This window comes from Roseibium salinum, from assembly GCF_026240905.1.
GTDB classification, from domain to species: Bacteria; Pseudomonadota; Alphaproteobacteria; order Rhizobiales; family Stappiaceae; genus Roseibium; species Roseibium salinum.
Genome location: NZ_JAPEVI010000003.1, coordinates 2049693 through 2061748 on the forward strand (window position 1 = coordinate 2049693; position 12056 = coordinate 2061748).

General features: G+C 57.3%; 11 protein-coding genes and 1 tRNA gene. 5 read left to right on the forward strand and 7 right to left on the reverse strand.

Annotation, left to right across the window (positions count from 1 at the left end; all coding sequences use genetic code 11):
- Positions 1-10: 10 nt before the first annotated feature.
- Together ON753_RS14070 and ON753_RS14075 are read right to left on the reverse strand one after the other, a co-directional pair.
- Positions 11-1684, reverse strand: a complete 1674-nt coding sequence (locus ON753_RS14070; RefSeq protein WP_265963261.1) for a putative bifunctional diguanylate cyclase/phosphodiesterase — start codon at positions 1682-1684, stop codon at positions 11-13.
- 762 nt (positions 1685-2446) lie between these two features.
- Positions 2447-3043 (reverse strand): glutathione S-transferase family protein, encoded by a 597-nt coding sequence (locus ON753_RS14075; RefSeq protein ID WP_265963262.1) that lies wholly within the window; start codon positions 3041-3043, stop codon positions 2447-2449.
- Positions 3044-3112: 69 nt separating this feature from the next.
- Between ON753_RS14075 and ON753_RS14080 the strand changes: the two genes are divergently transcribed.
- Positions 3113-3817 (forward strand): helix-turn-helix transcriptional regulator, encoded by a 705-nt coding sequence (locus ON753_RS14080; protein WP_265963263.1) that lies wholly within the window; start codon positions 3113-3115, stop codon positions 3815-3817.
- A gap of 49 nt (positions 3818-3866) precedes the next feature.
- On the opposite strand, the gene ON753_RS14085 is transcribed toward ON753_RS14080, so the two are convergent.
- On the reverse strand, positions 3867-4406 hold the full coding sequence (locus ON753_RS14085) for a dihydrofolate reductase family protein (RefSeq protein WP_265963264.1): 540 nt from the start codon (positions 4404-4406) through the stop codon (positions 3867-3869).
- A gap of 52 nt (positions 4407-4458) precedes the next feature.
- Here ON753_RS14085 and ON753_RS14090 point away from each other — a divergent pair, with 52 nt between their 5' ends.
- The gene (locus ON753_RS14090; RefSeq protein WP_265963265.1) at positions 4459-5022 is read left to right on the forward strand and encodes a TetR/AcrR family transcriptional regulator; all 564 of its coding nucleotides are present in this window, start codon (positions 4459-4461) and stop codon (positions 5020-5022) included.
- A gap of 223 nt (positions 5023-5245) precedes the next feature.
- Here ON753_RS14090 and ON753_RS14095 read toward each other — a convergent pair whose 3' ends face one another.
- Positions 5246-5737, reverse strand: coding sequence for a DUF421 domain-containing protein (locus ON753_RS14095; protein ID WP_265963266.1), 492 nt, complete (start codon positions 5735-5737; stop codon positions 5246-5248).
- Between the two features lie 1234 nt (positions 5738-6971).
- The gene (locus ON753_RS14100) at positions 6972-7538 is read right to left on the reverse strand and encodes a VOC family protein (RefSeq protein WP_265963267.1); all 567 of its coding nucleotides are present in this window, start codon (positions 7536-7538) and stop codon (positions 6972-6974) included.
- Positions 7539-7637: 99 nt separating this feature from the next.
- Here ON753_RS14100 and ON753_RS14105 point away from each other — a divergent pair, with 99 nt between their 5' ends.
- From ON753_RS14105 to ON753_RS14115, 3 genes are all read left to right on the forward strand, one after another.
- Positions 7638-8132 carry a GNAT family N-acetyltransferase gene (locus ON753_RS14105; protein ID WP_265963268.1) on the forward strand — a complete coding sequence of 165 codons (495 nt, stop codon included), beginning with the start codon at positions 7638-7640 and terminating at the stop codon, positions 8130-8132.
- A 344-nt stretch (positions 8133-8476) separates the two neighbouring features.
- A complete protein-coding gene (locus ON753_RS14110; protein WP_265963269.1) occupies positions 8477-10075 on the forward strand; it encodes an HD domain-containing protein in 1599 nt (532 codons plus the stop codon).
- Positions 10066-10584 (forward strand): hypothetical protein, encoded by a 519-nt coding sequence (locus ON753_RS14115; RefSeq protein WP_265963270.1) that lies wholly within the window; start codon positions 10066-10068, stop codon positions 10582-10584. The genes ON753_RS14110 and ON753_RS14115 overlap by 10 nt, the downstream gene beginning before the upstream one ends.
- 338 nt (positions 10585-10922) lie before the next feature.
- On the opposite strand, the gene ON753_RS14120 is transcribed toward ON753_RS14115, so the two are convergent.
- Positions 10923-11813, reverse strand: coding sequence for a hypothetical protein (locus ON753_RS14120; protein ID WP_265963271.1), 891 nt, complete (start codon positions 11811-11813; stop codon positions 10923-10925).
- Positions 11814-11952: 139 nt separating this feature from the next.
- Positions 11953-12027 (reverse strand) — tRNA-Gln (locus tag ON753_RS14125).
- Between the last annotated feature and the right edge of the window lie 29 nt (positions 12028-12056).

Sequence of the window (12056 nt, forward strand, 5' to 3'; positions counted from 1 at the left end):
GCGGACAGCTTCAGCGCGACCCGACGAGCGCACTCTCCGGGAGAATCTCCGCATTCGCGTTCTCCTGTACCGCCACGTCGATGTCGAACGGCATCGGATGGTCGATCGCGAAGCCCTGCACAAAGTCGACCGCGATTGAGCGCAGCGCCAGGAGATGTTCGTAGGTCTCGACGAATTCCGCGATCGTCTTCTTGCCCGTCAGATGCGCGATCTTGTTGATCATGTCGATGGTCAGCATGTCGGACTTGTCGTCCAGAATGCCGCGCACGAAGCTGCCGTCTATCTTGACGAAATCGACCGGCAGACGCTTGAGATAGGACAGCGAGGACATGCCGACGCCGAAGTCGTCCAGCGCAAACCGGCAACCGAGTTCACGCAGCGTGTCCATGAAGACGATCGCCTCGTCGAAATTGGCGATCGCGCTGGTCTCGGTAAGCTCGAAACACAGGGCGGACGGCGGCACGCCGGAGCGGGTCAGTTCGCGGCGCACGTAGTCCAGAAAGCTCTCGTCGGTCAGGGTCAGGCCGCTGAGATTGATCGCGTAGGTATCGCGGCCGTGCGGATCTCTGCGCCGGATGATCTCGAGCGCCTTGCGCACCACCCAGCGGTCGATCAGCGGCATTAGCCCGAAGCGCTCGGCGGCCGGGATGAATTCCCCCGGAGCAATCAGCGCACCGTCTTCCTTCAGGCGAACCAGGATTTCGAAATGGCTGAACCGCCCGGACGGCGCCGCCGCGGGCGCGATTGCCTGGGCGAACAGACAGAACCTGTCCTGCTCAAGCGCCCGGTGCAATCGCTGGACCCAGCTCAGACTGTTGGCGAAATGAGACTGCTGGGCGTCCTCGCTCGTATAGACGTGAACCCGGTTGCGCCCTTTTTCCTTGGCGATATAGCAGGCAACGTCGGCGGCGCGGAGCGTTTCGGTGAACGAGAAAATCCGGTCTCCGAGCAGCACGACGCCAATGCTGGCCGTCACCGCGTAGCGCAGGCCCTCCCACGAGAAATCGAAAGTCTCCACGATCTTGCGCAGCCTGTGCGCGGTCGCCTGAGCCTCCTCGTGCGGGCAGTCGGGCAGGACCAGGCCGAACTCATCGCCGCCGAGCCGTGCAAGCAGGGCGGTGGGCGGAAGTGCGGCGGTAAGCTCGCCGGCAACACCATTCAGCAGATGATCGCCCACGGCATGGCCGCCGGTATCGTTGATCGTCTTGAACTGATCGAGATCGAGAAAGATCACGGCGTGTTGTGTGTCCCCGGATCTCAGCGTTTCTCTCAGGCTTCGCTCGAACAGACGCCGATTGGGCAGTCCGGTGAGCGCATCGTGATTGGCGCTCCAGGAGAGCTTGCCCTCGATCGAGCGACGGTGTTTCAGGAAGCTGTTGAGCCGCCAGATCGTAAGTGCGATGAAAACCGCAGCCAGGAGCAGGTTCGCCCCGAGCAGCAGCCCCTGGACGACCCGGCTGCCCTCGCCGAGGCTGTCGGAGAATTCTCTCGCCAGCGGGGAAATCTGCACGTCGAGCCGGTCCAGCGTAGCCAACAGATGCGCTCGCCTTGACGGGGTCAGCCCGGCCGGATCGCCAATGCTGCCGGCAAGCTTCTCAAGTTCATGCAGGTAGACTTCGGCATTGCGCCAGGCCTCGATGGAGTCCGCCATATGCGGGAACCACCTGAAATTCTCGAAGAGCATGATGACCCCGGGAATGTCGTCCGGGTGAAGTCCCCCTTGAGAAAGCCTTCCACAGCGCGACTTCTGTCCGGCGGCTCGGCTTCCAGCGCCAGCCTCGCCTCCCGGTCGCCCAGGGGGACGGCAATCGCCTGGCGATAGCGCTGAAGGAAAGCGGGATCGGCTGAGTTGATATAACGGTCGAGATAATAGATCGCTTCGCGCTGCCCCTTGGACCAGAGGCTTTCGCCGGTCACATAGGCCCTCAGCGAGGAGACGACCTGCAGGCTGAAGGACGCAAGCAGGGTCTGAGCGACGATAATGGCAACAAATGGCCACGCAACAGCGACCAACCTCAGCCTTGAACTGTCGGCCCGCATATTCTGGTCTAGCCCCCAAAACGCCGTATCGCCGCGTCGGCAACCGGATGCCGACCTGCGGGCCCGGGTCGCCACCGGCCCCTTGAAAATATCACTTCAAACCGAACCCGCAGACATTGTGAAGCTTCACCCTACACAACTTAACATCGCCTTCACAAACCCGGTTAACTGTTCGTCAACAGAAACGTTTATTTCAATTGTCAATTTTATCACTACGCGTGAAATCGCCGTGACACAAAGTTGTTTAAAGCCTTCATAAAACTTTATTCAATATATACATGAATCCCCTGCAGCATCCGTAAGCAATTGAACCTCCCGCGACGACAGATCTTCCTCCCGGCCCGCGCTGCGCAAGCCGGGAGGAGGATGGAAGCCGAGGGCTCTGGTCGGAAATCCATCGACCCGATCAGGCGCCGTTGCCGTCACGCGCCGCGGTGCGGGCGACGGCGGGGCGGTCGGCGCAGCGTTTCACCCAGTCACGGATTGCCTGGTTGTCCGGCACGAGGTCCTTGAACCAGTGGAATGGCCCGCTGCACAGAAGGTCGGCGGCGGAGTACTTGTCGCCGAGGAGGTAAGGCTGCTTTTCGAGGGTTTCGGCAAGCCGCCCGACCATCGTGTCGAAATCGCGCAGGCTCGCATGAAAGGCCGGATGGGACATTTCGGCCCAGTGGAGTATGATCACCGGCTCCATCACGCCCTGATAGTAGAACAGCCACGACAGGTAAGCGCCGCGCCCCGGCTGGCCTTCGATCGGCCCGAGCCCGGCTTCCGGGTATTTGTCGGTGAGATAAAGGATGATCGCACCGCGCTCGCGGAGTTGCTCCTCGCCGTCGACGAGAAACGGCACCTTCTTTTCCGGATGGGGGTTTGCCGCGTCGGGCCCGCCGGAGCCGTCCTGACGCGGGATGGTCACTTCGCGGATGTCGACATCCGCACCCAGTTCGTCAATCAGTGACACGATGGCCGAGGACCGGCTGTTGGGGGCATGGTAGAGAGTGGGCATGGAAAGCTCCTTTCAGTTGCAATAAGAACGGTATAGCTTCCCCCTGCTGACAATTTACGGCAGGAGCAAATGGCCCGCACCGACAGATTGATGCGCCTGATGGATACGCTCCGGCGCCTTCCACAGCCCGTCACCGCATCGCGGCTTTCCGAAGAGACGGGCGTCTCGTTGCGCCAGCTCTATCGCGACATCGCCACCTTGCGCGCCGGCGGCGCGCTGATCGACGGGGCCGCGGGCATCGGCTACACGCTGGTCGAAGATCCGGCGCTGCCGCCGCAAAGCTTCTCCCGGATCGAGATCGAGGCCCTGATGCTGGCGCTGAGCGGCCTGGAGCAGATCGGCGACGACGGCCTGACCCAGGCCGGCCGCAACGCCATGGCCCGTATCATCGCCACCCTGCCGGACGCCCAGGCGCGCCAGGCCATGCACACGGTGCTGCGCAGCTGGCGCCGGCCCGACGCCCGGCCGGCGGTGACGATCGACATGGACCTGCTGCGCGAGGCCTGCTGGGAGGAATTCAGCCTGCAGATCACCTATCGCGATCTGCGCGAACAAGTCACGGAGCGCAAGATCTGGCCGCTCGGCCTCTCCTACGGTGCGGACAAAATGATGCTCCTGGCCCATTGCCGCCTGCGGCAGGATTTCCGGATCTTTCACGTCAACCGGATCGAGCAGCTCAGCCGGGGTGAAGAAAGTTTCCGGCCCCGCCGCGTGGGGCTTTTGCGGGACTATGTGGCACAGCGAAGGAAGGAATATGCGCAGGCGCAGCGTTGAGGAACATTGTGCCGTGCCCCTTCAACGCCTTCTGGTTCAATCGCGCCGGTCAGGCCACCGACCGATCGAAGGCATAATGCAGGCGAACGCAGCCGCGGTCGATCGCCCTGGCGTCGATCAGCCTCGGGCTGGCCTTGAAGCCCGTCGGCGGAAAAAGCACCGGCCCTCCTCCGATCAGCTCGGGAATGACATAGATCTCGATCTCGTCCAGCGCGCCGCGTTCCATGAAAGCCATCTGCAACCGGCCGCCGCCAAGCATCCACACGTCACCGTCGTCAAGCGCCCTCAGTTCGCCGATCAGCGCATCGACATCGTGCCGGGTCTCGAGCGGGCCTTTCGGATTGTCGATCGGTCCGGAGGTCACGACGATGACACGCTGATCGCCATAGGCCCAGGGATCAGGGCTGCCGGCGATGAAGTCATAGGTGCCGCGGCCCATGACTATCGTGCGCATGCGCTTGAGAAACAGGCGGTAGTCGTGCTCGCCCAGGTCCATCGTGTCGTATTTGAACAGCCAGTCCAGGCTGCCGTCTTCCGCCGCGATGAAACCATCCAGACTTGCGGCGATATAGCCGAAGATGCGTGCCATGGCGTGAATCTCCAGTTGATTTATAAATGAACATATGTTTATAAATTCGTTGATGACAAGACCCAAATTGATGTCGGACGAGCTCGTCCTCGACAAGCTTCTGAAAACACTCTCTGAAACCGGCCCGGACGGCCTTACCTTCGCGCGCGCTGCCGCCGGAGTCGGCCTGTCGGCGGCCACACTGGTGCAGCGCTATGGCAGCCGGGAGACGATGGTGGAGGCGACGCTTCTGCACGCTTGGGACCGCCTGGACCAGGCGACCCGGGCAGCCGACGCCGAGGCGCCTCTCACCCCAGCCGGGGCCATCGACTTTCTCCTGCGCCTGATGCCCGAGGAAACGGCCGAGCACAACACCACCGACGGCCTGCTGCTCCTGCGTGAGGATATCCGCAACCCCACCTTGCGCGCCCGCGGCGCCGCCTGGGGTCACTATCTGGCAAGCGCGCTCGGACGCCGCCTGACAGCCAACCCAGACCACATGGAGAGGCTGGGATGGCAGATGGCCGGCGTCTGGCAGGGTGCCCTCATATGGTGGGCCTTCACCCGCACCGCCTCGCCCGCAACGGCCATACGCACGGCCCTGGAGGACTGGTGCGAGACGGCGGGGGTGAGGTGATGCAAGCTCAGTCGGCGTAGCGCGTCGCATGCCCCTCCGGCCGGAGCCTCGCCCTCATGCTGATGCGATAACGTCGCGAAACGGGCTGGAGCCCTTCGAAACCGGACGGCTTCAGATCCAGAGACGCCACATGCCGCATCGACCAAGAACTGCCCGCAAGCGTAGGGGCGATCATTGCAGCTCGTCGGAGCTATCCGGTGAGCCTCATACCAACCATCATTGATTATGACCCATCTGAGCTCTTGCCGATGATGCTGACGCTGCCGTCGGTCTCCAGCACCGCGCAGGCCACATCGTCGACGTCGCCCAGTCCGCTTTCGCGCATGGCCGCCTCGATCTCCTCACGCGTGATCCGCTGGCGCCGCATTGCCCCGTCCAGGAAGGCACCCTCCCGCATGATCAAAGTCGGCTCCGCCTTCACAAGTCCCTGGAAGCGCTCCGAGCGGACGGAGAGCCATGTGATGACGAATTGCAGCGAAATCAACAGCCCCAGCGCCATCACGCCTTCGGCAAGCGGCACCGATCGGTTCAGCAGAACCGTGGCGAGCGTGGAGCCCAGCGCCACCGTGACGATAAGGTCGAACGCGTTCATCTTGCTCAGCGTGCGCTTGCCTGAAGCCCGCAGCATGAACACCAGCGCCACATAGGCGAGCGGCCCCACGAGCAACGTCCGCCCCAGCCCGGCCCAGCCGCCAAAAAACACATCCTGCCCCATCAGCATCTCCCTGGTCGCTGTTTCGCACGCGGCCGGGTTCAGATGCCGCGCTTTCGCTTGAACGCATGAGGGCCGCATATGGTGGCATCCTTGAAAGCACCGGAACCGCAAGGCGGTGGCGCGAGCGCGGGTCTGGCAGGGCGCACCGGGGGGAACAGCGCTCGGCCGCAACCACAGCTCTCTTCAGCCGCGGCATGGGCTTTTCAGCAAGATCCTGCAGGGCACGGGCGAAGATCGTGAAGTCAGGTGGGCGGTTGATCGGAACGGGGATCATCTTGCGAAGTGTCGTCTCCGCTCGAGTCGCGAGACGCCTTGCTTAGGAGGTCACTCCATTCGCCCAGGATGCCGTGACATTGAGAACACGCAAGCTGTTCGGACGCGGATATGAGGCCTTGTACGATCAGGACGTTGGATGCGCCGCAAGACGGGCATCGCACTGTAATGCTGGACATAGGTATGCTCCTGCTGCCGATAGGCGGGAGCGCTGAAAACACCCGTTTGTAGGGGATATCGCAGTCTCTCTGTCGTCGGCTGCCAGTGGTTCTTTCGCCGACAATGAGATGATCCTAACAGATCAGTGCCGCCGCGGCGAATGATGCCTCCGCGGGTCTATCGCTGAATGCGGGCAGAAAACGCGGGCGCGGCGCCCGAAGACAAGAATTTGCCATTCGCTCCAATTCAGCCCCTTACGGTTTTTCACAAGACTTACCTTACGTACTCCCCCCAACTGTAACTTCCCGCCTCTTCAATCTAGGATTTCATGATGAAAGGCAACACCCCAACCAGCGAGCGAAAAACCGCGCCACCTGTATCTCGTGCCGGCCCGCAGCCCCATCTCATGAGCGGAACGGATAGCAATGGCCTGTAGCGACACCCTCCCCCGGCTCGATCGTTTCGCGACCCTGGAAGATCTGCAGGAAAAAGGCTGCGCTATTGCCATCTACTGCAGGACCTGCAACCGCAACGAAGCTTTGGAAATGGACAGGTCCGTTCAGGCACTTGGAAGAGCTTTTCCGCTTTACCTGCTCGAGACCAAACTCGAGTTGCTCGGCATAGCCCAATGCCACCCCGAGACCAGACTCCGCTGCCTGGCGAAACTTTCCAGGGAAGATTTGGGAGCACTTTGACGGGGCGATCGGATGTGTAACCCGGACGATGTCGCCTTTGCCCAGTCACTGCCTGCGCGCAGTTCTCAGAGCCGCTCCGTCAACCCCGTGGCCCGACCAGAGGCATTTCAATCGGGCTCATTGCAGGGCTGCTCAAGTTCAAGAATGTTGCCCTCCGGATCGCGCGCATAGATAATCAGAAATGGTTTTTCCGCCGATCCAAAGTTCGTCACTTCCCCGACCCGTGCCCCGCCCGCATCAATGACCGCCGAGAGCACGGCATCAAGGTCGTCCATCTGAAAACAGAGGTGCCCGAAACCGGGTTCATTCACCCTGGGTGGCTTTATGTCGTGCGTGACCTTGTGCTCATGTATCTCCAGGAACGGGATGTCGCATCCGGGAAGCTTCAACCAGATCGAGTAGATATCAGAGTTCGGAAGACCGTTGCCTCGCGAAACCCTCTCGCCGGACAACCTCCAGGGTTCGCCAAGGCTCTCGCATTTGAACACATTCACGTAAAAGGCTGCGAGTTTGTCTGCATCCCGGGCAACCAGGTTGATGTGAGCAAGTTTCATGAGGTTGACGGCTCCCTGACGAGCCGACGATAACAGCCGGCATGGATTAACGAAACGCGGGTGTTTCCCGCCGGACCAGGCGAAACGGCTGCGCAATTGCACGGGACTGAAACGCGGCACTTGAATCGAGTTCTCTCCTTGGCGAAAACGGTGAAATGATCAATTGACGGCAATGAGCCCGAAGCCGCCTTTCGTCGGCTTTGTTAGCGGAGTGAAAGCATGACATTGGCAGATTATGTTTTTCGAGCCGCAGCAATGAGCGACCTGCCCCTGCTCCGGACGTGGCAAAGCCTTCCACATGTCCAGGAATGGTGGAACAGCGACGAGCCTTTCGACGAAGAGGAGTTGCGCGATCCCCGCGTTTCAAGATGGATCGTAGAGCTGAACGGCAAATCGTTCGCCTACATGCAGGACTATTCGGTTCATGGATGGGAAGAGCATCATTTCGGGCATCTTCCTCCTGGATCGCGCGGGATAGACCAGTATATCGGTGACCCGGCGATGATCGGCCGCGGCCATGGCACAGCCTTCATTCGACAAAGAATGCACGTATTGTTTACCGCCGGCGCTCCCGTAATCGCCGTCGATCCGCATCCGGCGAATACAAGGGCCGTCACGGTCTACACGAAGCTCGGATTTCGGATTGCAGGGGTAGAACGGGAGACGCCATGGGGTTTCATTCTACCAATGGAGGCCCGACCCCCTGGCGAATGAACGGTTGATCCGCTTTGCAGGCGTTCCATTTCGGACCCGTAGCTCGCAAGAACGTGCAGTTTCAATTTAGCAACTAATTCCAATTTTAGCTGAGACCCTGCCACCTTATGATATGCGACAAGAGACTGCCGTTGTCTCCCTTTGCTTTGTCGTGCGCGGCCTTCTAGAGGTATCATGGACTGGGAGTTGGGTTACTAATACGCGTTCCCGATGCGCACACTCTAACGGGTTGTTTCTGGCTAGGACAACCAGTGCCGCATCCCCTGGGGTAAAATGGCCCGCCTATCGAAAAGGCCAGGAGAATTTCAAATTTCTCATACTGGAAAAGCCGAACAATTTGTTCTATGTTTGTTCTCATCCATGAGGACATACAGTTGTTGCCACCCGAATCTTCTAATAACGCCGACTTCATAAAATGTCGCCGGCATACTCAAGCACATGTTGGCTATCACACTCTCAATTTCAGCACTGACAACTGTTGCTTGAATTCACAATCTGCAAATCAAAAGTGGTGGACTCGTAACGAATCTCGTATTTCGTCTCCTATGACAGTTCAGCGCATTCGTGATCCCTTACACAATTTGATCGAGTTCAAGGCGGATAGTGAACTTGAAAACAATCTTTGGCGCGTCCTGCAAACTCGACCGTTTCAACGCTTACGTCGCGTCAAACAGCTTGGATTTTCTGAGCTCGTGTACCCAGGGGCAAGCCACACCCGTTTTGCGCACAGCGTCGGTGTATTCCATACTGCTAGACAATTGATGGAGGTCGTGAGGTCCGCCGGCCCGCGAAAAGATAGCCGAGAGAACTGTGCCTTGGCAGCCGCACTTGTTCACGACCTAGGACATGGCCCCTTTAGCCATGCCTTCGAAACGGTTGGAAAAAGGCTTAGCCTCAAACTTGCTGACCATGAACACGTGAGCGATTTACTTATTCGGGACGGCGAAGTTGCAGACATCTTGAATGAGATGGGAAGCGGCTTCGCAATTGATGTCGCTGATATGGTCAAAAAAGAGGGTAAAATTACCGTTCACAATGCCGTGGTTTCGAGTCAGTTTGATGCTGACCGGCTTGACTATATGCGGCGAGACCGTTTGATGTCAGGAAGCCAACATGCGGCAATCGACTTCGAGTGGCTAATTGCTAACTTAGAAATAGCTTCGATCCCCACTGGTGTTGATGATGAACAGACAGGAACTGTTGACACTTTTGTGATCGGCCCCAAAGCCATTCACGCTGCGGAAGCCTACGTTCTTGGCCTATTTCAATTATATCCAACGGTTTATTTCCATAAAACTACGCGTGGCGCAGAGAAAATTTTTACAGAACTATTGATCCGCATAGTACACCTCACAAGAGATGAGAGCATTGAACAAATTGGCTTGCCAGTTCAGCATCCTCTCGTCCAATTTGCTCGTGACCCTGAAAATCTAGATATCGCTCTTTGTCTAGACGATTCTGTTGTTTGGGGTGCGCTCTCCTTGATGGCAGAAGCGAAGGACAATTTGATAAGATCCTTTGCACTTCGACTGCGTGACCGGAAACTCTTCAAGTGTGTTGATATTCGGGCTCGTATTAGTCACGAATTCGACCCTGAAAGCACTGGCGATATTGAGAAAAAAGCAAAAATCGAAACCTGCTGCGCAAAAGTAAACGAAAAATTAACCGAATGGAACCAGCGTGAATCTGGGGAGATTCATCGTATCCTTGTCGATGAAGCCGAACGCTCTCCGTATAAGGATGGCGCCGGATCAATAGGGCCAACTGAACGAATTAATGTACGCACCGACGGAGGCAAACTCGTAGATTTGAAGCAACGTTCACGCGTTGTCGCTAATCTCGACGAATTCAAGCTTTTCCGTGCGTATCATGACCCCGGTGATCTTGACGCCTTGTCGACTATCAACGCAATTATTCAAGGGGAGGTCCAAGCATGTCACTGAGTGATTCCAAAAAAGTTGCAGCTATTGTTGCGGATGCCGGTGGACGCGTTGTTGGGCGGACCCGTCTGCAAAAAATCGCGTATCTTCTCACGGTAACCGGAATGGAAGACGGATTGTCTTTTTATTACAAACATTACGGTCCTTACTGTGAAGACTTAGCTAGCGCAGCAAGCTTGGGAGCACTTTTTGGCGAGTTGAAGGAGACTGAGTCTCCGACAACGTGGGGCGGAACATACTCAATCTTCGAAGCAGATAGACCACACGACCTCGCTCCTGCTTCTGATGTCCGACGTCAATTTGCCAGCACAGCTGCAAGGTCGGATTCCATTGTTCTTGAACTCGCAGCTACCGCCGTCTTTCTCGCGAAAGAGGGATTTGACGACCCTTGGGCAGAAACAGCCCGTAGAAAGCCCGAAAAAGCTATTGGGAACCGTCTCGCAGATGCCAAGAACCTTTTGAAAGCCCTCTCAGAAATTGAAACCCCACGTCCACTACCCAATATTGCGTAACAGTGTCGCGTCGGACTGTTGGCTTGACGACGCGAACAATACGGAAGCGCGAGAGCACTTGGAACTGAGGGCTTTTCCGGGATTAAGTGGGATTGAGCGGTATTTCGCGATTTTCTGCTGTTTCTGAAAGAGCCAAGCGAAAACAGGGGCGCAATTTCAAGGTGGAAACTGAAACACTATTCTTGAAGCGAGTTCCCACCTCGGCAAAAATCGCGGAGTTCTGCAGGATTGGGGAAACTCGACCAGTCTGAGGGGGCATCTGAGGTGGGAACACATAAAGTGCCAACTCACAGTTGATTTTGCGTCTGGCGGACTTCGATGGAAATTCCGTCACCTTGTCAACACAGCTTGTCATCAGGATCAGATGGAAGTTGTGAAAGCTCCTTATTAATATCCTCCTCCAAGCCATCGAGATTGGGTTTGGGTGCTCCCTTTTGTGCCGCCTCTAACATCTTTTTTAGGTGGGGTGTCACGTGCCGCATAAGGACATCTGACGTTGCGGACATATCCCATCCCCTCATTATGGACGGTACGTTCGAAGAGGCAGAAGCACTTTTATTGTTGGCATAGTACAGTTGGCTTCCTCCGCCCTTCTGCAAGCCCTTCTTGCTGTTTCGCCATATGACAATGCTGCCCGGCCCAACGGTTTTCCTTTCTTCTGTGTGTGAGAAGTAGGCAACTCGCGCTAATTGATCCGCCACAGTGACAGCAGAAATTTTCTTTTTATTGTAAGCATTTACAAGACTGAGAGTTGGACGCACCCAGTCTGTTTGTCTCTCCAGGCAAGCGGCTCCCGATCCCGCAAGTCCCACAGGAGGTGGGATTCTCAACGGTTGAAGAGTCTCCCCCATGATGTGGTTGCCACGGCGAAAAACGTAGCCGGTCTGAGAGTAGACAAGATCAATGGTGTAAGCGCACGGTCTATCGCCCACGAATGCAGCTATCAAAAATCTGTGCTGTCGATCCCTCACATCGCGAAAACTGTTGAGGTGTGGCGGAAACTCTCGCTTCATCGCGTCTGCAATCACATCTAGCATCTGCTCAATTGGATGATGCCGGCCACGTAGAACATTGCTAATCCATTGCGACGGCTGATTTTCTAAAACAGTTGCTCCGAGCCCAGCATAGCCAATTATCGCAATCCCATCGAAGACATCGACAACCGTCGCTTTAACCGCATCATCTTTCGGTGGTCCACGTTCAAAGGAAAGCCGTCTGTCTGCGACCAACCAAATTGACCCCCTAGTTTGAATGGTTAGGATCAAAGTCATAAAGTGGCTACTTCCCTCTTAGGAAACCTTCCATACTGTACATTACGCACAGCATAAGCCGTTGAAAAGAACCAAATTTTCGGAAAAGAAATGGAACTGGCTGGGGTGGCAGGATTCGAACCTGCGCATGGCGGTACCAAAAACCGCTGCCTTACCGCTTGGCTACACCCCAAGGCCGTGGGAACGCTGTATAGCGGTCCC

Bases quoted from the DNA above. Each gene is read 5' to 3' on its own strand.
- ON753_RS14110 (WP_265963269.1), top strand. From the start codon at position 8,477: ATGTTTGTTCTCATCCATGAGGACATACAGTTGTTGCCACCCGAATCT.
- ON753_RS14070 (WP_265963261.1), bottom strand. From the start codon at position 1,684: ATGCTCTTCGAGAATTTCAGGTGGTTCCCGCATATGGCGGACTCCATC.
- ON753_RS14105 (WP_265963268.1), top strand. From the start codon at position 7,638: ATGACATTGGCAGATTATGTTTTTCGAGCCGCAGCAATGAGCGACCTG.
- ON753_RS14085 (WP_265963264.1), bottom strand. From the start codon at position 4,406: ATGGCACGCATCTTCGGCTATATCGCCGCAAGTCTGGATGGTTTCATC.
- ON753_RS14095 (WP_265963266.1), bottom strand. From the start codon at position 5,737: ATGGGGCAGGATGTGTTTTTTGGCGGCTGGGCCGGGCTGGGGCGGACG.
- ON753_RS14080 (WP_265963263.1), top strand. From the start codon at position 3,113: ATGGCCCGCACCGACAGATTGATGCGCCTGATGGATACGCTCCGGCGC.
- ON753_RS14090 (WP_265963265.1), top strand. From the start codon at position 4,459: ATGACAAGACCCAAATTGATGTCGGACGAGCTCGTCCTCGACAAGCTT.
- ON753_RS14115 (WP_265963270.1), top strand. From the start codon at position 10,066: ATGTCACTGAGTGATTCCAAAAAAGTTGCAGCTATTGTTGCGGATGCC.
- ON753_RS14075 (WP_265963262.1), bottom strand. From the start codon at position 3,043: ATGCCCACTCTCTACCATGCCCCCAACAGCCGGTCCTCGGCCATCGTG.